This window comes from Planococcus sp. BI3 (assembly GCF_056680115.1).
Genome location: NZ_CM155266.1, coordinates 3,396,843 through 3,415,281 on the forward strand (window position 1 = coordinate 3,396,843; position 18,439 = coordinate 3,415,281).

Here is an 18,439-nt window from a genome sequence, read left to right on the forward strand (position 1 = left end):
TACCAATCACGCTTCAATTTCACTATAGTAGTAAGTATACAATAAGTTAAAATCATTGGAGGCACTCAAATGAAAATCACTAAAGCGTCATTGCATGCGGTCAGATTTCCTCTCAACGAACCATTCATCATATCCTATGCGACTTACCCCGATATGCCGGCATTGATTGTCGTGCTGGAAACAGATGCCGGCCTTGTCGGGTACGGGGAAGCGGTTCCGGATGAACATGTCACAGGAGAGTATTTCACTGCGGCATTTGAACTATTGAAAGAGTTGTTCCTGCCGGCAATCATCGGAATGAACCCGTTCGATATCGAAGCCATCCATTCGAAAATGAACGGCTTGATGGCACGCAATCCAGCGGCCAAAGCCGCTGTGGACATCGCCTGCTACGACTTGATGGGCAAAGCGGCAGGACAGCCGGTCTATAACCTGATTGGCGGACAGGCAACTGCTCACTTGGATTACCCGAAAGTGCTAAGTATCGAAGCACCTGAAATCATGGCGGAAAAAGCGAAGAAAGCCGTCGAAATGGGCTATGCTTCCCTGAAACTGAAAGTGGGGAAAGGGCAGGCGCAGGAAGACGTGGACCGGATTCTGGCCGTCCGCAAAGCAGTCGGCAAAGACATGCCAATCCGTGTGGATGTCAATCAAGGATGGAAGTCGCCAGGCATTGCCGTAGCGGCCATCAAACAGCTTGAAGGGGCAAACATCGCCTGGATCGAGCAGCCGATCCGCATGGGCGACATCCGCGGACTGGCTGAAATCCGTTCGAAGACAGCTGTTCCGATCATGGCCGACGAAAGCATCCAATCGATGGAAGACCTGCTGGAAATTATCCGGCTGCAGGCAGCTGACGTCATCAACATCAAGCTGATGAAATGTGCCGGAATTTTCCATGCTTCACAGATGGCCAAGACTGCCGAGGCGGCAGGGATGCTGTGCCAGATCGGCTCGATGGTGGAATCTTCCATCGGGTCAGCGGCAGGCTATCACGTCGCCATGTCACGCATCAATATCGAAAGCACGGAATTGACAGGTCCGCTGCTGTTCAGTGAAGAAATCGGGGACTTGACCTATCAGCATCCGTACGTCCTGCTGTCCGGCAAGCCGGGGCTGGGTGTGGAAGTGGATCTGGCGCAGCTGGAAAAACTGACTGTTAAATCATGCATCATCGAAAAATGACCACAAAAAAACTCGCAATCTCAAAAGAGAGGCGAGTTTTTTATTTTATTCAGTTTACGCTTTTCTTAAATAGTGTCGGTTTTTTGGATCAAACTTAGGAAACGCTGCGTCCGCTCTTCTTTCGGATGATTGAAGATGTCTTCGGGTTTGCCGCGTTCGACGATGCGTCCTTCATCCATGAACAGCACTTCGTCAGCAACACCTTTGGCAAAGCGCATTTCATGTGTCACCACGACCATCGTCATGCCTTCAGCGGCAAGGTCTTTCATGACCTGCAGCACTTCGCCGACCAGTTCAGGGTCGAGGGCGGACGTCGGTTCATCGAACAGCATGACTTTCGGTTCAAGTGCCAGTGCGCGGGCGATGCCGACGCGCTGCTGCTGGCCGCCGCTCAGCTGGAACGGATAGTCATTGATCTTTTCGCCGAGCCCGACTTTCGTCAGCAGCTGTTCGGCTTTTTTGCGGGCCAGCTTCTTGTCCTGCTTTTGGACAGTGACCGGGCCTTCCATGACGTTTTCAAGAGCAGTCATGTGAGGGAACAGGTTGTAATGCTGAAAGACCATCGCCGATTGCTTGCGAAACGCCATGATCTGCTTTTTCGGCAAAGGCTTGGAGAAGTCGACGGTTTGTTCGTCGATTGTTACGGAACCGGAAGTCGGTGTCTCCAAGGTGTTGAGGCAGCGCAGGAATGTCGTCTTCCCGGAACCGGATGGCCCGATGACCACGATGGCCTGGCCTTTTTGGACGTCTGCATCAATGCCTTTCAATACTTCAAGGTCACCGAACTTTTTATGCAAATTTTTGATTGAAATCATCTGGGACTCCTTACTGCAATCAGTGAACTGCTTTTATTATCTGGAAACGTATCGGTCAAAGCGGTGTTCGAGCCTTCCTTGAACCAGGGACAAAGCAAAGCAGATGACCCAGTAAAGCAATGCCGCCTGCCCGTACAGCAGCAGGAATTCATAATTGGTTGCGGCAATCTGCTGGGCGACCCTGAACATCTCGGTAACCAGGATAAGGGATGCGAGCGATGTGTCTTTGATCAGGCTGATGAAGGTATTCGACAAGGGTGGCAATGAAACACGCGATGCCTGCGGCAAAATGACGCGCCGCAGAGATTGTGTATAGGACATGCCGATGGTGTCGGCTGCTTCCCATTGGCCTTTTGGAATCGACAGGATGGCTGCCCGGATCACTTCGGAAGCATAAGCGCCGACGTTCAGGGAGAAACCGATCACTGCCGCTGGAAACGGATCGATCGTGATGCCGAGTGTCGGCAATCCGTAAAACAGGATGAACAATTGGACCAGTAGAGGCGTACCTCGAATAATCGAAACATAGACGCGGGCAATGATCTGAAAAATTTTAACCGTTGAAATCCGCGCCAGCGCTGTCAAAATCGCCAAGATCAATCCGAAAATAAAAGAAATAATCGATAAAGGCAAGGTGAATTGAAGCGTCGCCTCGATTAATGGAAGGAATGAAGATTGCGCAATGTCCACAAGCCGTTCCATTCTGACCGGATCCGAGAAAATACTACTCAAGTACATTTTCACCAAACCATTTTTCGGAAATTTCATCGTATGTGCCGTCTTCGATCATATCTGCCAGAGCCTGATTGACTTCATCGACGATTGCGCCGCTGTCCTGTCTGAACAATAACCCGCTTTGTGCAGCATCTTCAGACTCATCGACAACTTTTACTTGTGCATCCGGACGCTGTTTCAGGAAATCCAAAACGGTCAAATTATCATTGACAGTCGCATCAACACGGCCTGAATTCAATAATTCAATTGCTTGGTTAAATCCTTCGACGCCTTCAAGTTCTGCACCGAATGAAGTTGCGGTTTCAGCATAATTGCTGGTCAGTGACTGCGCCGACAATTTGCCTTCCAAATCTTCAAAGCTTTGAATTTCAGTGTCATCTTCAGCGACTACCAGGACTGCCGTGGAAGTGATGTATGGGTCTGAAAACTCATAGCTTTCCTGGCGTTCCGGGTTGATGCCGACTTGGTTGGCAACCATATCAAAACGGCCAGCATCCAATCCCGCGAACATGGCATCCCATTGCGTTTCAAGGAATTCCGCTTCAACGCCAAGGCGCTCTGCCACTTCACGTGCAATTTCTACATCAAAGCCCGTCAATTCCCCTGACGCATCGTGGAAAGTGAAGGGAGGGTATGTTCCCTCGGTACCGATGACCAACGTACCTTCTTCCTGGACTTTAGCCAAGACATCCTCTTCAGAGCCGCCATTCTCCGCAGCATCGTCCGTCGTTGGATCTTCTTCAGTGGACCCGCCGCAGGCCGCCAATACCAGCATTGCCATCAATAATAAAAACGCCAAACTAAATTTCTTCATAAATAATCTCCTCTATTCCTTTATATTTTTTTCTGTGATTCCTAACTGAACATCGCTTCTTTTTTTAAACCTAATATAAAATAAAGAACAATACCGTTATAACCTACTGGATTAGTGGGTTTAAAGTTTAAAAAAAGGAAAATCTGATGCGAAATCCACCGGAATCCTAAAGCTGATTTATTATAGCACGCCTGTCCTGCAGTCTCAAATGATGTGAATGCGCTTCATCCAGCATGCTGCAGCTGGAAGTGTCAGCAATTATATATGGACTTTAAAGGTTTTCCAGAACCCGAAGCAGTTCTGGAAAATCTTTTTTAAGAAAGTATTTGTGTTTTTAAAGAGAACACCTTATAATAAATTAATAATAAAGCTTAAATAAACAGCGTTTACAAGAAGATTTTTGTGTTTTTACACAGGACATTTTTTGGGGAAAAGGAGTGTTTAAAATGGAACGAATTATGATTACAGGTGCTTTGGGACAGATAGGGTCGGAGCTTGTCGGTAAAATGCGCAGCATATACGGCAATGACAATGTATTGGCGACAGATATTCGCTACTCTTCCGATCAATCAGGTCCTTTCGAAATTTTGGATGTGACAGATGCACAGAGAATGCACGATTTGGCAAAGGATTTTGGAGCGGATACAATGGTCCACATGGCGGCTTTGCTGTCAGCGACTGCTGAAGAAAAACCTCTTCTTGCCTGGAACCTGAACATGGGCGGCCTTATCAATGCGCTCGAAGCATCTCGTGAGCTCGGCATGCAATTTTTCACACCCAGTTCCATTGGCGCATTTGGTCCTTCAACTCCTAAAAAGAATACACCACAAGACACATTGCAGCGTCCGACCACCATGTACGGCGTCAATAAGGTAGCCGGGGAGCTGCTGTGTGACTACTACTATACGAAGTTCGGCGTCGATACGCGCGGTGTCCGTTTCCCAGGGTTGGTTTCAAATGTGGCACAGCCGGGTGGCGGTACGACCGACTATGCAGTCGACATCTATTACAAAGCGATTGAGCAAGGCAGCTATACCTCTTATATTGCAGAGGGCACTTACATGGACATGATGTATATGCCGGATGCACTGCAGGCCATCGTCGACTTGATGGAAGCAGATCCAGCAAAATTGATCCACCGCAACGCATTCAATGTGACAGCGATGAGCTTTGAGCCGGAACAGATTGCGGCATCAATCCGCAAGCAGATTCCGGATTTCAAGATGTCCTATGCGGTCGACCCGGCAAGACAGGCAATCGCAGACAGCTGGCCGGATAATATTGACGCATCGGCTGCAAAAGCGGAATGGGGCTTCAAAGCTTCCTACGATCTGGATGCGATGACTTTCGATATGCTGGAAAAATTAAAAAAAAAGCTTCAACTCGTTTAAGTGAATCCCATTAAAAGAGCTTGAAAGTATAAAAACGCCATCCGCGGCATGCGGATGGCGTTTTGTGAGTTGATTAGAATAAAAGATGTGCGACACCGACAACAATCGGCAAAGCGATGATTGTGCGCAGCAGGAAGATGATGATCAGGTCCAGAATATTGACAGGAATCTTGGAACCGAGCAGCAAGCCGCCGACTTCGGACATATAGATCAATTGTGTTACGGACATCGTAGCGACGACAAAGCGTGTCATTTCAGACTCGATTCCTGCGCCAAGAATGGCTGGCAGGAACATGTCAGCAAAGCCGACAACCATTAATTGTGCAGCTTCAGCTGCTTCCGGAACGCCAAGCAAACGTAAGTATGGCTCGAATGGCAAGCCAAGTATCGTGAATACAGACGTATATTCAGCCAAGATCAAAGCAACAGTACCAAACGCCATAACTACTGGTGCGACACCGATCCACATATCCAGCACGTTTTTGAAGCCGTCTTTGAAGAATTTGCTGACTGAACGATTGTCTTCCGCTTTCGTCAGCGCGTTTTCGATGCCGTGGGTAGCAACATTATAGCCTTCTGGGACATCCTCAGATTGAGATTCCTGGGGTGAACCGTCCATGAAGGTAGTGGGCTTTTTCGACAGTGGATAAATACGCGGCATGATGAGTGCCAGGATGATGCCTGCCAGAATGACAGTTGCGTAGTAAGGCAGGAAGTAATTGCCAAGCCCGATTTCCTGAATGACAACAATCGCGAAAGTGATGGAAACTACGGAGAAAGTGGTTCCGATGATAGCTGCTTCACGCTGCGTGTATTTATTCGCTTCGTATTGCTTGCTTGTCAATAAGACCCCGATGGTGCCGTCTCCAACCCATGATGCCAAAGCGTCAATGGACGAACGGCCAGGCAAGCGGAAGAGCGGACGCATGATCTTCACCATCATGGTCCCGAAAAACTCCAGTAAACCAAAATTCATCAAGAGTGGAAGAAAAAGTCCAGCAAACAAGAAAATCGTGAAAAGGAAAGATAATAAACCGTCTCCAGCGAGAAGAAGGCCGCCGGTATTTTCATTCCAGATTGGTTCAGGACCGACTTGGAACAGGACCATGATTGCAAACACAGCTCCAAGAATCCGGACAATTGTCCAGAAGAGATTGACATTAAAAAGCTTGTCGATAAATGAAACATATTCTGTTTCGTTGACTTCCTTTGTGATGAAGAGCAATGAACCCAAAGCGGCCACAATCAAAATGCCCATCATGATCCACGGTACGGTGGATTCAATGGATCCGGCCATGAGGTTGGCGAGAACTGCTATGGTTACCATCCAGCCATCTTCAGTTGGAATAGGTACCAGGAAAAGCAGGATTCCAAGTAAAGAAGGAATCAGAAATAATAGCCAGGTTGAAGCAGAAAACTTTTTCACAAATAATTCCCCTTTTCTCAATGCATGAATACACGTAATTATAACTGATTATACAGCGTTTTTCCCCTATGAAAACGCTTTACAGCCAATGTTTATATTATCTGAAAACGTCCATAAAAAAAACCCCCAACAGAGAAAAAGTTGGGGGGGATAATTTTAGAAGGATTTTTCAAAATCCTCATGCCATCTATAATTATAGTAACGTTCTTTCGTCAGCCAATTTTCCGTCTCTGTATCCCCTTGCTGAAGCTTGTGTTCCATTTCTTCAAGCATCCAGGCAGTTTGAGAAATATGGGCTTTCATGGAATTCATCTTTTGGTCGCGGACTTCGCTGATATCGTAAACGACATCAGGTTGGCCTAGCATTTCCAACGTGTCGTTTGCAAAAGCGACGCCATGCAATGTCGGACGGTCTTTCATCCGGCGGACAGCGCGGACAACCGCACGGGCAGTCGCTTCGTGGTCCGGATGGACAGCAAAACCGGGATAGAAGGTGATGATCTTCGAAGGATTCAGCTCTTCGATCAGATCCGTCATCAGGCCGACCATCTTCTCGTCGTCTTCAAATTCAATGGTTTTATCGCGAAGCCCCATCATCCGAAGATCGGTCAGTCCCATTGCATCTGCAGAGGCCTGAAGTTCTTTTTTGCGGATGATCGGCAATGATTCTCTTGTGGCAAATGGCGGGTTGCCCAGATTGCGGCCCATTTCGCCAAGCGTCAGACACGCGTATGTAACGGGAGTGCCTTGGTTGATATATGTCGTGATCGTTCCGGAAACCCCAAACGCTTCATCGTCGGGGTGAGGGAAGATGACCAGCACATGGCGTTCTGGTGAAATTGTCATAGTGAGTCCTCCCTTAATAACTGAACGGTGTTTCGCTGATCTGCAGCGCCACCGCCAATTTCCCAGCGCCGTCATGTCCTGCCAGCAGCAGGCGGCCCTGTTCGTCTAATTCATAATGGGTGATGCCTTGTGCATAGACCCAGCCATGCGGCAATTTCAGTCCGACACGGTGTGGGCTGTCGCCGACCACTTTTCCAAGTTCGTAATTGATGACGACGTTTCGGATAAACGCTCCGGCGTTGAAAAAGCCTTCATTGAAATGGGTGGCATACGAGCCGTTGGTGGTTTCCAAATGAAGGTAAACATCTTTGCCTGCGAACGCATCCAGTTGAACCTGTAATTTTTTTACTTCGACTAGTTCCATGATGTTCCTCCTATAGAATCGGTATTCTTTCAGTATAAGGAAGTATGGGGAAGAATGCGATTAGGATGCTTTGGGGCCAGGATTATACTGAAATTTCTCCCGACCGCACCTCAAATGCTGTTAAGCGCACCTTATGCTGCAATAACCGCACCTCTCAGGCCGAAAACCGCACCTCATTCCACAATAACCGCACCTCACGACACGAAAACCGCACCTCAGTCCGACAGCAATAAAATCCGGTCGCAAAAAAGCGTGCCGAAAAAATCCGGCACGCTTTTATTATTTCTTATAATTCGGTTACGTCAACTTCGGCTTTGGTGAATTTCGATGCGGCGCCGTGCATAACCGGACCGACGTACTCGTTCAGCTTCCAGCCGTGCTGGATTGCCGTCGCCACAAAAATCTTGGCATTCAGGACAGCATCTTTGACCGACTGGCCGTTAGCCAGGTTAGCCGTGATGGCTGCTGCGAATGTGCAGCCAGCGCCATGGTTGTAGGTAGTATCGGTTTTCTCGGATGTCAGCAAATAATGTGTTTTGCCGTCAAACAGCAAATCGGCTGCTTTTTCATGCTTTAGTTGCTTGCCGCCTTTGATGACAACAAACTCAGCGCCGTGTGCATGGATCTTTTCAGCAGCTGCCTGCATGTCTTCCACTGTATGAATCGTGCCTTCGCCTGATAATTGCCCCGCTTCCACCAGGTTCGGTGTCACGACTTTGGCGTTCGGCAGTAAATACTTGATCATGGCGTCAACGTTTTCAGGAAATAAAACCTCGTCTTCGCCTTTGCACGCCATAACCGGATCGATGACGACGTCCTTGATGGCGGACTCGGCAATCGCTTTTCCGGCCATTTCAATGATGTCGACCGTTGGCAGCATGCCCGTTTTCAATGCGTCGATGCCTGTGGAAAATGCGGTTTTCAACTGCGCATCGAGTGTATCCAGCGCGATAGGATGGATGCCGTGGCTCCAGCCATTTTCAGGATCCATAGTGACGATGACGGTCAATGCGTTCATGCCATAGGTGCCGTGTTCCTGAAAGGTTTTTAGGTCTGCTTGTATGCCTGCTCCGCCGGAAGTGTCAGAACCGGCGATGGTTAAGGTTTTTTTCAGTGTCATGGGTAAATCTCCTTTAAGTGGATTATGTCTTTGCTCTCAGTTTAACAAAAATTCGAACATTTACAACGGATTGCGCTTATTCGGCACAAGCAGAAGAACGGCCGTCGCGATGCAGATAAGCAGGAATACAGTGGTGAAAATTCCCATTAAAGCAAAGCCGCTTTTGAAAAGACCGATCGTAATAAGTAATGTTAGAATGGAAACAACTATGATAATAAGCCCAAGACAGCCCAGTCCGGCACGTTTCGCACTTTCGGGGGCACTTGTGCCTTTAGTTTTTGAAACACTGGATATTTTTTCGCGCCAATCGGCCATGCTGATCGCTCCTTTAGATAAGCGTACCATGAAGCAGAGATGAATAGAATATAAGAAAGTAGGGGTTTTATTGGCGAAGGATCCGAAATTGACGGAGATCGAACGTTTATTGGAAGAAATGAAAGAGCAGGGGACTACGAAAGAATCCGGCTTTTGGAAAAGCACTAAACTGATGATGAGCGTCTGGCGCAATACGTTCCTCGTATTGATCGCAATTTTATTGTTGTTGCTCGTGGCTCTGCCGCTGGGCACTTTTTGGATGATCCAAGGCAGCACATTCAAAGAAAGTAAAGGCGCTTTTCTGGAACAGATCCAGGACTTGAATGAATTGTCCACAGCAGAAGCTTTTTCGAAAGTCATTATAGAACGTGAAGACAACGCAGTGTTCGGACAGGAAATCGGTCTCGACCTGCCGGGAACGAAACGGCAATTGCTCGTCGTCATCCCGGGATCGGTCCGCGCCGGCATTGATTTTTCCAAAGTGTCGGAAGACGATATCGTGCTTGACGAAGAGGCACAGACTGCAACATTGACGTTGCCGCCGGCTGAGTTTTTGGGAGGCCCGGAACTGTTTATGGACCAGGTGGAGGTTTATTCGTATGAAGGGCTGTTCCGCAGCGGGGCCGACATTTCCGAAGCATATGAACTGGCAGAAGAAGCCAAAAGCCTGATGCTCGCGGAAACCGAGGGCCAAGGTGTGCTGCAGACGGCAGAAGCCAATGCTGCGCGTTCGGTCCAGGAGATGTTCGGGCTGGTCGACTATGACGTTACAGTAGAATTCGAGGAGTGATGTGAATATGGAGAAACAGATTTTCAACAACGATTGGCAGGAGGTCGTGGGTGAAGAATTCGACAAACCGTATTATTTGGAGCTGCGTGAGTTTTTAAAAGCAGAATATGCGGCGAACGCCATTTATCCTGCAAAGGAAAATATCTGGTCGGCATTTGAACACACCGCGTATCAGGATGTCAAAGTCGTTATTCTGGGACAGGATCCGTATCACGGGCCAAACCAGGCGCATGGCTTGAGCTTTTCGGTCCAGCCGGGGGTGCCGCATCCGCCGAGTCTGCGCAATATGTTCAAAGAGCTGAAGGAAGACATCGGCTGTGACAAACCGGCAGACGGCACCTTGACGAAATGGGCCGACCAAGGCGTCCTGATGATGAACACCGTGCTGACGGTCAGGGCCGGTGAAGCCAATTCGCATCGCAATAAAGGATGGGAGACGTTTACGGACAGGGTGATCAGCAAATTATCCGAGCGCGAGGAGCCGATTATTTTTGTGTTATGGGGCAAACCTGCCCAAACGAAAAAACGGCTCATCAATCTCGGGAAGCATGACGTACTCGAAGCGCCGCATCCGAGCCCGCTCAGCGCCAGCCGTGGATTTTTCGGCAGCCGGCCCTATTCAAAAGTGAACAGTCTGTTACAAAGCCGCGGCCAAGCGCCCATCGATTTCTGTTTGGACTGACCTGCAGCAGATTGCCGTGGTAAACTGGAAGTAATTCATAAACGGAGAGGGGGCTGTAACATGGCCATCGATACCATGCGTATTTTAAATGAAATCGACAAGCACACGACGCGTGCCCGGGGCGGCGATCCTGCGAAGGTGCGTGACGCTGTCGCAGCAATCCGTGCATTATGCGATTTGCTGCTCGAGGATGATCAACCGGCAGTCGACAAGCCAGCACCGCGTGCCGTGCCGCTTGCTTCCCCTCAGCCGCAGGCGGTTTCTGCCGTCAACAAGCTGAAAGAAGAAGACGCAAACGGCGATTCGCTGTTTGAATTTTAAAAGGAAAGAGGAAGCCGAATATGAAGTTTTTCTTGATTGCCGGAGCGGTTAACGCCCTCCTGTCTGTCGCATTTGGCGCGTTTGGCGCACATCTGCTGGAAGGGCGCGTTGCGGACAAATACTTAGAAACATGGCAAACCGCCGTACAATATCAGATGTTCCACGCAGTCGGCTTGATGGTCATCGCGATCCTCATGAGCTCGTCTCTGCTTGGGCCACTCGGCTCATTGAACTGGGCAGGCTATTTGATGCTTGCTGGAATCGTCATTTTTTCAGGGAGCTTATATGTCCTGAGTTTAACAGGCATCAGCATTTTAGGTGCCGTCACGCCAATCGGCGGCGTTGCATTTATCGCCGCCTGGGTAATGGTCATCATTGCTGCAGTAAAAGCATTGTAAGAATAGGAAGAGGGCAATCCGTTTTATGCGGATTGCCCTCTTTTTTGGCTGTGGACAGTAAATGTGGTTGTTTGGACAGTATTTTCGAAGTTTGGACAGTATTTGGAGCGGAATGGACAGTATATTGACCAATCCGGATTGTATATCCAATTAACTGGAAAAATAATGTGTGAAACTGCTGCTGATTCCGCGGCGAGGTGCGATTTAGGACGTTTGAGGTGCGCTCCCCATATAATCAAACAAAAAAGCCGCCCAAAAGGCGGCTTTCGGCATGCATTGATTAAACTTCCAGAAGCTTAACGGTTCTTTCGGCATCCAGTCGTGTTCCTACGTAGAATGAACCGAATTCTGCGTAGCGCGCGCTGACTTCGTCAAAACGCATTTCGTAGATCAATTTCTTGAATTGAAGAACATCGTCTGCGAACAAAGTAACGCCCCATTCGTAGTCGTCAAAGCCGACAGATCCAGAAATGATCTGTTTTACTTTGCCGGCATAGCTGCGGCCGATCTTGCCGTGTGACAGCATCAATTCTTTGCGTGTATCCATCGGAAGCATGTACCAGTTGTCGTTGCCTTCGCGGCGCTTGTCCATCGGGTAGAAGCAGATGTACTGTGAACGCTGAAGCTCTGGGTACAGACGCGAGCGGATATGCGGGTTCTGGTAAGGGTCTTCATCGGATTTTCCAGCCAGGTAGTTGGAAAGTTCGACAACGGAAACGTATGAATAGGTAGGAACCGTATAAGCGATCAATGTCAGCTTATTGTATTCCGTTTCAAGTTCGTTCAATTCGTCCATTGTTTCGCGCAGCATCATCAGCATCAAGTCAGCTTTTTGGCCAACAATTGAATACAGTGCGTGTGCGCCGGTTTTATTTTCATCGGCTTGGTTGATTTTGTCCATAAATGCCTGGAATTCTTCGGTCGCGAATTGGCGTTCTTCGTCCGTCAGCATTTTCCACGTTACCCAATCCATCGAACGGAAATCGTGCAGGACGTACCAGCCATCTAATGTAATTGCTGCTTCATTCATTACTCAAACACTCCTTTGATGTAAATCACTCACCAATCAGTTTAGCACAACGCCCAACCAACTTCCTTTAAAACTAATGGCTGTCACCAATTTGACATGACGCGCCCGGGTTTTCAGCGGGTCCGGAAAAGGGTAAACTGAAGACAAGGAATTGCAGGAAGAGGAGAAATGGGCATGCCATTATTTTTTGAAGAAACATCCTGGCGTTTCTGGGATCAGTCCCTGAGCGCTAAAAGCCGTTCCGCGCTGGAGTCATTTGCAGCGGACGATACCTTGTGTGAATTGGTGGGAGCGGGAAAAAGCGCGCCCACCGTCCGCACCTGGGTGCACGACGATACCGTGGTACTTGGCATCCAGGATCACCGTTTGCCGCATATCGATGAGGGCATGGACGCCTTGAGAGCACACGGCTTTACGCCGATTGTCCGGAACTCCGGCGGACTCGCGGTTGTGCTGGACGCCGGTGTCCTGAACATTTCGCTGGTGCTGTCGGAAAAGGACAACGCCATCGACATTCCGGCAGGCTATGAATTGATGCTCGAATTGGTCCGGGAACTGTTTCCGGAAGCCGTGATCGATGCCTACGAAATCGTCGGCTCGTATTGCCCGGGATCGTATGACCTGAGCATCGGCGGCCGGAAATTCGCCGGCATTTCGCAGCGCCGGATCCGCCGCGGCATTGCCGTACAAGTTTATCTATGCATCGAAGGCAGCGGATCGGAGCGCGCAAGAGTCATCCGTGATTTTTACAGGGCAGGGCTGCAAGGCGAAGAAACGAAATTCGCTTATCCGGAAATAAAACCCGAAACGATGGCATCGCTCAGTGAGCTGCTGGAACGGCAAATCACCGTCCAGGAAGTGGTGCTGGACCTCCATGCCTTGATGGGCGCACCGGCGCTGATGCCGCTGCAGCCGGACGAGACGGAGCTGTACGGATTTTATCTGGAACGGGTGGTCGAACGCAACCGAAAAATGTTGGAACGCTCTCTTGAATAGAGGAGCGGCGCTGGTGTAGAATAGCTGTTACATGAAAAAACGGAGGTGCGCGAGTGAGCTACGCAACGCAAAAATTAGCTGAGGAAAAAGTCTTTAAAGATCCAGTTCACCGGTATATCCATGTGCGCGACCAAGTGATTTGGGATCTGATCAATTCGCGTGAAGTTCAGCGTTTGCGCAGGATCAAGCAATTGGGCACCTCATATTTAGTATTCCACGGCGCGGAACACAGCCGTTTCAGCCACTCGCTTGGCGTATATGAAATCGTCCGCCGGATTTCGGATGATATTTTCCATGGCCGTCCGGAATGGGATGAAAGCGAGCGCCTTGTCGTATTGTGCGCGGCGCTTCTTCATGATCTTGGGCATGGCCCGTTTTCGCATTCATTCGAGAAAGTTTTTTCAGTCGACCATGAGGAGTTTACACGGAAAATTCTGCTGGGGGACACCGAGGTCAATGAAGTCTTGACGAGGGTATCTGAGGATTTCCCGAAGAAAGTGGCAGATGTCATTGCCAAAACGTATTCGAATAAACAAGTCGTATCCTTGATTTCCAGCCAGATCGATGCGGACCGCATGGATTACCTCCAGCGGGATGCGTATTATACCGGGGTTTCCTATGGCCATTTTGATATGGAACGGATACTGCGCGTCATGCGGCCGCTGGATGATCAGGTTGTCATCAAGTCGAGCGGCATGCACGCCGTCGAAGATTACATCATGAGCCGTTACCAAATGTATTGGCAAGTGTATTTCCATCCGGTTGCCCGCAGCGCAGAAGTGATTTTGCGGAAGATTCTCCAGCGTGCAAAAGAATTGAGCGGAAGCGGCTATAAATTTGCGCAGCCGCCGACCCACTTCCTGTCGTTTTTCGACCGCAGCTTTACATTGAAAGAATATTTGGCGCTGGACGAAGGCGTCCTGATGACCTACTTCCAATTATGGATGGACGAACGCGATCCGATTTTGGCAGACCTTTGCGACCGGTTCGTCAACCGCCGTTTGTTCCAGTACGTCGATTTCGATCCGGGCAAGGACTATAAAAAGCTTGGCGAGCTGGCTCAGCTGTTCCATTCTGCCGGCATTGACCCGGAATATTATTTGATTGACGACTCGACATCCGATCTGCCCTACGATTTTTATCGTCCGGGAGAGGAAGAAGAGCGTCTGCCGATCCACTTGCTGATGCCGAATGGCGACATCAAGGAATTATCGCGCTTGTCCCAGATTGTGGACGCCATTTCAGGCAAGCGCAGAACCGATTATAAATTGTATTTTCCAGCTGAACTATTGATCGATGGCAAGAAAAAAGCCATCAAGCAACAGATTTTGGAAATGCTTCGAGAAGGAGGGCTCTAGTTGCTCAAGGAACATGCAAAAATCGTGGACTTTATTGCCACTGCGGAAGGGGTCACCGGCCGCAAGAAATTGCAGAAAATGATTTACATAATGAAGAAGATGGACCTGCCGTTTCAGGAAAAATACGAGTTCCATATTTATGGACCGTATTCAGAAGAATTGACTGCCCGTGTGGAGGAATTATGCGATATGGGGTTTTTGTCGGAAGCATTGGAAGACAAAGGTTCTTACGTTCAATACAAATACAGCGTGACGGAAGAAGGCATGGAATTCCGAAAGGTTTTGGGCAAATCCGTTTTGGATAACCCGTTGACCGCCGGAAAACTGAATGCCAAAAGCGGGCGATTCCTGGAATTGGCCGCGACACTCCTATATTTCGACAACCTGAACCGCGAGGAACAGATCCACAAGCTGCATGTCGTCAAAGGTAAGCTGAAATTTACGGCTGAGGAAATCGATGAAGCGTTCGCTTTTATCGAGGAATTGCGTTCGTAAGTGGAGGAGAAATGAAAAAACTCCCGTTACGGGAGTTTTTGAGCAATTGAAGTTGAGCTTCTCTTGGGATCCAGTTGCAGTGCCTAGCTCTTCGGGATGTAAGCCACTCTGGCTGTGCGGCAAAGTCCGCCGCTTCGCCGGTCTGCCTTATGCCTGTCAGAGCTGAATAGGCACTTCCACTCTTCATGAGATCCAGCTGCAATGGCCAACTCCTCGAGTCATAAGCCACTCTGGCTGTGCGGCTGAAAAAATGCCGCTTCGCCAGCGCGTCTTATGCTTGTCGGAGCTGAACGGCCATTTCCGCTTTTCTTACTGATCGCTGAACAGTTTGCCTTTTGTTCCATAATCGGTTTTTTTCATGTCCTCGATAAAGACAGTGACATTTTCGATGGGTGCGCCTGTTGTTTCAGAAACAGCTTCGGATACCTTCTCGACAAGTGCGCGTTTTTGGTCTTCTGTGCGGCCTTCGAGCATTTTTACAGTTACGTATGGCATAATGGATACAGCTCCTTTTCTTGAGAATACTATCATCATAGCAGAACGGAGGATTCAGACAATGGCGAACGAAGAAAAACCAAAACAAAAAGTAGGCTTCACCATCATAAAAAACGATCCGACGGACGGCCATAAAGGCTACGGCATCGGTTCTTTGTCACTGGAAAACGTTTCTCCACTATTCATCGACGTGGAAGAGCAGGAAGCCTTTATTGATATCGGCGCGATGCACGCCCGCAGTGAAGTGGAGCGCGGCATCAAGTTCACCACCAACCCGGAAGATTCTGAGGGCGGCAAAGATTATTGGCTCGTGTGGATCACCATCGATTTTAATCCGGAAGGCCCTTATTATGCGGGAGTTGCGGCTTGTGAAATGGTGGTCAACCGGGAGAAACGCAGAGGCTATAAGATATTGGCTGATCATGTCAACCGCATGGACAAATCGATGAAGCGCAAAATCCTCGTCGACCAAATGGACGAACCGTCGAAGCGGGTACTGGCCGAATACTTGGAGACCCATAACCCGGAAATGTGGCAGCGCAGTTCAGAACAGCTTCACCAGGACCTTGGCCGAAAGTAAGAAAAACTGCTTGGCCAATAAATGATGCAATTGTCAAAGCGGAATATCTATCAAAAATGCAGCTTTTTGAACAGAATGTGACATTTCAATTTGCTTCCATTGGATGGTTGAAGTTGTCTATAAAAGGCAGTACACTAGAAATACAGCTTTTCAATAGAAAGCTAGGACACCTGATAGCGAGCAAGTGCTGTGAGCCATTGCGATAAAGAGAAACTTCAAACAGTGGGGATTTATCCCCGCTGATTGTTAGTCCATCCAATCGGACTTTAACGGTCAGTGCTCTCACTTACATAAGTGGAAGTCTTACTGACCGTTAAAGCGCGATAAAACCCAAGCCCAATGCCTCATGTCTCTTTCTCCGCATCGTCAGGCTTTAAAAAGGTTTTCTGTGAAGGGAAAAGATTCCCTGTACAGGAAACCTTTTTATTTAGAGCGTAGCACCACTTTCAACGGGTAAAGAGGAATAGGAAAAAAATATTGCACTTTCACCGAAAACACTTATACTTTTTTAAGGTGGATTTGATTCAGATTGAAAAGGAGTTTGATTATAGATGGCAGGATTTTGGTATACAGAAAAACAAACAGAGAATTTCGGGATTACGATGAAGATCAACAAGACGCTTCATACGGAGCAAACGGAATTTCAATACCTGGAAATGGCGGAAACAGCGGAATGGGGCAATATGCTGTTCTTGGACGGCATGGTCATGACTTCTGAAAAAGACGAATTCGTCTATCACGAAATGGTGGCGCACGTGCCATTGTTCACGCACCCGAATCCGGAAAACGTGTTGGTTGTCGGCGGTGGTGACGGCGGCGTTATCCGCGAAATCCTGAAACACCCGTCTGTCAAGAAAGCGACGCTTGTCGACATTGACGGCAAAGTGATCGAGTACTCGAAAAAATTCTTGCCAAGCATCGCGTCAGGCTTGGAAGATTCACGCGTGGAAGTGATCGTCGGCGACGGCTTCATGCACATTGCGGAATCTGACAACGAATTCGACGTCATCATGGTGGATTCAACTGAACCGGTCGGACCGGCAGTAAACCTATTTTCAAAAGGCTTCTATGCAGGCATTTCAAAAGCGTTGAAAGAAGACGGCATTTTTGTGGCCCAATCGGACAACCCTTGGTTTAAAGCGGATTTGATCAAACAGGTCCAAAGCGACGTCGGGGAAATCTTCCCGATCACGAAGCTCTACTTGGCGAACATTCCGACGTACCCGAGCGGCTTGTGGGCATTCACGATCGGTTCGAAGAAATACAACCCGCTGGAAGTTCCGGCAGAGCGTTTCCATGAAATCGACACAAAATACTACACGCCTGAGCTGCATAACGCCGCTTTCGTATTGCCGAAATTCGTAAAAGATCTGACAGGAGAGTAACCGATGAGATTTGACGAAACCTATTCAGGAAAAGTATTCATCAAAAGCCATCCGAATTACGAAGAGTCGAAAGCCGTCCTTTACGGCATGCCGATGGACTGGACAGTCAGCTACCGTCCGGGATCCCGCTTCGGCCCGAACAAAATCCGTGAAGTGTCGATCGGACTGGAAGAATACAGCCCGTATCTTGACCGCGAACTTGGAGACGTGAAGTTTTTTGATGCCGGCGATATACCCTTGCCGTTCGGCAATCCGGAAAAAAGCCTGATCGAAATCGAAACTTACGTTCACACACTTTTGGCTGATAATAAAATCCCAATGGGCATGGGCGGCGAACATTTGGTATCCTTGCCGGTCATGAAAGCGGTCGCCAGCAAATACGACGACTTGGCGATCATCCATTTTGATGCACACACCGACCTTCGTGAAAACTACGAAGGCGAAGAATATTCCCATTCGACGCCGATCCGTAAAATTGCGGACCATATCGGACCGAAGAATGTCTATTCATTCGGCATCCGTTCGGGCATGAAAGAAGAATTCGAATGGGCCAAAGAGCAAGGCATGCACATTTCGAAATTTGAAGTGCTGGAGCCGTTGAAGAGAGTATTGCCGACCCTTGAAGGGCGCGATGTCTACGTGACGATCGATATGGACGTATTGGACCCTGCACACGCACCGGGCACAGGAACCGTCGACGCAGGCGGCATCACGTCCCGTGAACTGCTGGCATCCATCCACGCCATCGCAGCGTCAGGCGTCAACGTAGTCGGATTCGACCTTGTCGAACTGGCCCCTGTCTACGACCATTCCGACCAAACCGCAAACACAGCCAGCAAGCTGATGCGTGAGATGATTTTGGGTTGGGTGAAGTAAGAAAAGCGTAAGCGCCCGTGTA

General features: G+C 48.9%; 22 protein-coding genes. 12 read left to right on the plus strand and 10 right to left on the minus strand.

Annotated elements, in window-relative coordinates; genetic code table 11:
- Positions 1-69 precede the first annotated feature (69 nt).
- Entirely contained in the window at positions 70-1,185 is a 1,116-nt protein-coding gene (locus tag AC1MEO_RS16995) for a mandelate racemase/muconate lactonizing enzyme family protein (protein WP_480332675.1), read from the plus strand.
- A 65-nt stretch (positions 1,186-1,250) separates the two neighbouring features.
- Here the strand turns inward: AC1MEO_RS16995 and AC1MEO_RS17000 are convergent, their stop codons facing one another.
- The 3 genes from AC1MEO_RS17000 to AC1MEO_RS17010 are packed head-to-tail and all read right to left on the minus strand — an operon-like array spanning position 1,251 to position 3,549.
- Complete coding sequence (locus AC1MEO_RS17000) at positions 1,251-2,000, minus strand: amino acid ABC transporter ATP-binding protein (protein ID WP_480332677.1); 750 nt, start codon at positions 1,998-2,000, stop codon at positions 1,251-1,253.
- A gap of 36 nt (positions 2,001-2,036) precedes the next feature.
- Positions 2,037-2,738 (minus strand): amino acid ABC transporter permease, encoded by a 702-nt coding sequence (locus AC1MEO_RS17005; RefSeq protein WP_480336130.1) that lies wholly within the window; start codon positions 2,736-2,738, stop codon positions 2,037-2,039.
- Positions 2,725-3,549 carry an amino acid ABC transporter substrate-binding protein gene (locus AC1MEO_RS17010; RefSeq protein ID WP_480332679.1) on the minus strand — a complete coding sequence of 275 codons (825 nt, stop codon included), beginning with the start codon at positions 3,547-3,549 and terminating at the stop codon, positions 2,725-2,727. Before AC1MEO_RS17010 ends, AC1MEO_RS17005 begins: the two co-directional genes overlap by 14 nt.
- 446 nt (positions 3,550-3,995) lie before the next feature.
- Here AC1MEO_RS17010 and AC1MEO_RS17015 point away from each other — a divergent pair, with 446 nt between their 5' ends.
- Positions 3,996-4,940, plus strand: a complete 945-nt coding sequence (locus AC1MEO_RS17015; RefSeq protein WP_480332681.1) for an L-threonine 3-dehydrogenase — start codon at positions 3,996-3,998, stop codon at positions 4,938-4,940.
- Between the two features lie 73 nt (positions 4,941-5,013).
- Here the strand turns inward: AC1MEO_RS17015 and AC1MEO_RS17020 are convergent, their stop codons facing one another.
- The 5 genes from AC1MEO_RS17020 to AC1MEO_RS17040 all read right to left on the minus strand — a co-directional run bounded on the left by AC1MEO_RS17020 (position 5,014) and on the right by AC1MEO_RS17040 (position 9,011).
- Positions 5,014-6,366, minus strand: coding sequence for a YjiH family protein (locus AC1MEO_RS17020; protein WP_480332683.1), 1,353 nt, complete (start codon positions 6,364-6,366; stop codon positions 5,014-5,016).
- A 156-nt stretch (positions 6,367-6,522) separates the two neighbouring features.
- Positions 6,523-7,212: a bacillithiol biosynthesis deacetylase BshB2 gene (bshB2, locus tag AC1MEO_RS17025; RefSeq protein WP_480332685.1), complete on the minus strand. Its 690-nt coding sequence runs from the start codon at positions 7,210-7,212 to the stop codon at positions 6,523-6,525.
- A 13-nt stretch (positions 7,213-7,225) separates the two neighbouring features.
- Entirely contained in the window at positions 7,226-7,576 is a 351-nt protein-coding gene (locus tag AC1MEO_RS17030) for a YojF family protein (protein WP_480332687.1), read from the minus strand.
- Between the two features lie 286 nt (positions 7,577-7,862).
- On the minus strand, positions 7,863-8,696 hold the full coding sequence (gene pdxK / locus AC1MEO_RS17035) for a pyridoxine/pyridoxal/pyridoxamine kinase (RefSeq protein WP_480332689.1): 834 nt from the start codon (positions 8,694-8,696) through the stop codon (positions 7,863-7,865).
- Positions 8,697-8,756: 60 nt separating this feature from the next.
- Positions 8,757-9,011, minus strand: a complete 255-nt coding sequence (locus tag AC1MEO_RS17040; protein ID WP_480332690.1) for a hypothetical protein — start codon at positions 9,009-9,011, stop codon at positions 8,757-8,759.
- Between the two features lie 70 nt (positions 9,012-9,081).
- Here AC1MEO_RS17040 and AC1MEO_RS17045 point away from each other — a divergent pair, with 70 nt between their 5' ends.
- The 4 genes from AC1MEO_RS17045 to AC1MEO_RS17060 are packed head-to-tail and all read left to right on the plus strand — an operon-like array spanning position 9,082 to position 11,202.
- A complete protein-coding gene (locus tag AC1MEO_RS17045; protein ID WP_480332691.1) occupies positions 9,082-9,801 on the plus strand; it encodes a DUF4230 domain-containing protein in 720 nt (239 codons plus the stop codon).
- Positions 9,802-9,808: 7 nt separating this feature from the next.
- Positions 9,809-10,483, plus strand: coding sequence for a uracil-DNA glycosylase (locus AC1MEO_RS17050; RefSeq protein ID WP_480332693.1), 675 nt, complete (start codon positions 9,809-9,811; stop codon positions 10,481-10,483).
- A gap of 60 nt (positions 10,484-10,543) precedes the next feature.
- Entirely contained in the window at positions 10,544-10,804 is a 261-nt protein-coding gene (locus AC1MEO_RS17055; protein WP_480332694.1) for a YwdI family protein, read from the plus strand.
- A 20-nt stretch (positions 10,805-10,824) separates the two neighbouring features.
- Positions 10,825-11,202, plus strand: a complete 378-nt coding sequence (locus AC1MEO_RS17060; protein ID WP_480332696.1) for a DUF423 domain-containing protein — start codon at positions 10,825-10,827, stop codon at positions 11,200-11,202.
- Between the two features lie 280 nt (positions 11,203-11,482).
- Here the strand turns inward: AC1MEO_RS17060 and hemQ are convergent, their stop codons facing one another.
- The gene (gene hemQ, locus AC1MEO_RS17065) at positions 11,483-12,232 is read right to left on the minus strand and encodes a hydrogen peroxide-dependent heme synthase (RefSeq protein ID WP_480332698.1); all 750 of its coding nucleotides are present in this window, start codon (positions 12,230-12,232) and stop codon (positions 11,483-11,485) included.
- 174 nt (positions 12,233-12,406) lie between these two features.
- On the opposite strand from hemQ, the gene lipL reads away from it, so the two are divergent.
- The 3 genes from lipL to AC1MEO_RS17080 are packed head-to-tail and all read left to right on the plus strand — an operon-like array spanning position 12,407 to position 15,081.
- Positions 12,407-13,228 (plus strand): octanoyl-[GcvH]:protein N-octanoyltransferase, encoded by an 822-nt coding sequence (gene lipL / locus AC1MEO_RS17070; RefSeq protein ID WP_480332700.1) that lies wholly within the window; start codon positions 12,407-12,409, stop codon positions 13,226-13,228.
- Positions 13,229-13,281: 53 nt separating this feature from the next.
- Positions 13,282-14,586, plus strand: coding sequence for an HD domain-containing protein (locus tag AC1MEO_RS17075; protein ID WP_480332702.1), 1,305 nt, complete (start codon positions 13,282-13,284; stop codon positions 14,584-14,586).
- Positions 14,587-15,081, plus strand: a complete 495-nt coding sequence (locus tag AC1MEO_RS17080) for a YwgA family protein (protein ID WP_480332704.1) — start codon at positions 14,587-14,589, stop codon at positions 15,079-15,081. It abuts the gene before it with no gap.
- Positions 15,082-15,390: 309 nt separating this feature from the next.
- On the opposite strand, the gene AC1MEO_RS17085 is transcribed toward AC1MEO_RS17080, so the two are convergent.
- The gene (locus AC1MEO_RS17085; protein ID WP_038704761.1) at positions 15,391-15,576 is read right to left on the minus strand and encodes a 2-hydroxymuconate tautomerase; all 186 of its coding nucleotides are present in this window, start codon (positions 15,574-15,576) and stop codon (positions 15,391-15,393) included.
- 61 nt (positions 15,577-15,637) lie between these two features.
- Between AC1MEO_RS17085 and AC1MEO_RS17090 the strand changes: the two genes are divergently transcribed.
- The 3 genes from AC1MEO_RS17090 to speB all read left to right on the plus strand — a co-directional run bounded on the left by AC1MEO_RS17090 (position 15,638) and on the right by speB (position 18,417).
- Complete coding sequence (locus AC1MEO_RS17090) at positions 15,638-16,156, plus strand: YwhD family protein (protein WP_480332706.1); 519 nt, start codon at positions 15,638-15,640, stop codon at positions 16,154-16,156.
- A 551-nt stretch (positions 16,157-16,707) separates the two neighbouring features.
- On the plus strand, positions 16,708-17,541 hold the full coding sequence (speE, locus tag AC1MEO_RS17095; protein ID WP_480332708.1) for a spermidine synthase: 834 nt from the start codon (positions 16,708-16,710) through the stop codon (positions 17,539-17,541).
- A 3-nt stretch (positions 17,542-17,544) separates the two neighbouring features.
- Positions 17,545-18,417, plus strand: coding sequence for an agmatinase (gene speB / locus AC1MEO_RS17100; RefSeq protein WP_480332710.1), 873 nt, complete (start codon positions 17,545-17,547; stop codon positions 18,415-18,417).
- Positions 18,418-18,439: the final 22 nt, after the last annotated feature.

What these genes read in the sequence shown, in the direction of transcription:
- AC1MEO_RS17060 (WP_480332696.1), top strand. Translation starts at nt 10,825, where the DNA reads ATGAAGTTTTTCTTGATTGCCGGAGCGGTTAACGCCCTCCTGTCTGTC.
- AC1MEO_RS17000 (WP_480332677.1), bottom strand. Translation starts at nt 2,000, where the DNA reads ATGATTTCAATCAAAAATTTGCATAAAAAGTTCGGTGACCTTGAAGTA.
- AC1MEO_RS17015 (WP_480332681.1), top strand. Translation starts at nt 3,996, where the DNA reads ATGGAACGAATTATGATTACAGGTGCTTTGGGACAGATAGGGTCGGAG.
- speE (WP_480332708.1), top strand. Translation starts at nt 16,708, where the DNA reads ATGGCAGGATTTTGGTATACAGAAAAACAAACAGAGAATTTCGGGATT.
- AC1MEO_RS17085 (WP_038704761.1), bottom strand. Translation starts at nt 15,576, where the DNA reads ATGCCATACGTAACTGTAAAAATGCTCGAAGGCCGCACAGAAGACCAA.
- AC1MEO_RS17010 (WP_480332679.1), bottom strand. Translation starts at nt 3,549, where the DNA reads ATGAAGAAATTTAGTTTGGCGTTTTTATTATTGATGGCAATGCTGGTA.
- pdxK (WP_480332689.1), bottom strand. Translation starts at nt 8,696, where the DNA reads ATGACACTGAAAAAAACCTTAACCATCGCCGGTTCTGACACTTCCGGC.
- AC1MEO_RS17055 (WP_480332694.1), top strand. Translation starts at nt 10,544, where the DNA reads ATGGCCATCGATACCATGCGTATTTTAAATGAAATCGACAAGCACACG.
- hemQ (WP_480332698.1), bottom strand. Translation starts at nt 12,232, where the DNA reads ATGAATGAAGCAGCAATTACATTAGATGGCTGGTACGTCCTGCACGAT.
- AC1MEO_RS17030 (WP_480332687.1), bottom strand. Translation starts at nt 7,576, where the DNA reads ATGGAACTAGTCGAAGTAAAAAAATTACAGGTTCAACTGGATGCGTTC.
- lipL (WP_480332700.1), top strand. Translation starts at nt 12,407, where the DNA reads ATGCCATTATTTTTTGAAGAAACATCCTGGCGTTTCTGGGATCAGTCC.
- AC1MEO_RS17005 (WP_480336130.1), bottom strand. Translation starts at nt 2,738, where the DNA reads ATGTACTTGAGTAGTATTTTCTCGGATCCGGTCAGAATGGAACGGCTT.
- bshB2 (WP_480332685.1), bottom strand. Translation starts at nt 7,212, where the DNA reads ATGACAATTTCACCAGAACGCCATGTGCTGGTCATCTTCCCTCACCCC.
- AC1MEO_RS16995 (WP_480332675.1), top strand. Translation starts at nt 70, where the DNA reads ATGAAAATCACTAAAGCGTCATTGCATGCGGTCAGATTTCCTCTCAAC.
- AC1MEO_RS17090 (WP_480332706.1), top strand. Translation starts at nt 15,638, where the DNA reads ATGGCGAACGAAGAAAAACCAAAACAAAAAGTAGGCTTCACCATCATA.
- AC1MEO_RS17050 (WP_480332693.1), top strand. Translation starts at nt 9,809, where the DNA reads ATGGAGAAACAGATTTTCAACAACGATTGGCAGGAGGTCGTGGGTGAA.
- speB (WP_480332710.1), top strand. Translation starts at nt 17,545, where the DNA reads ATGAGATTTGACGAAACCTATTCAGGAAAAGTATTCATCAAAAGCCAT.
- AC1MEO_RS17040 (WP_480332690.1), bottom strand. Translation starts at nt 9,011, where the DNA reads ATGGCCGATTGGCGCGAAAAAATATCCAGTGTTTCAAAAACTAAAGGC.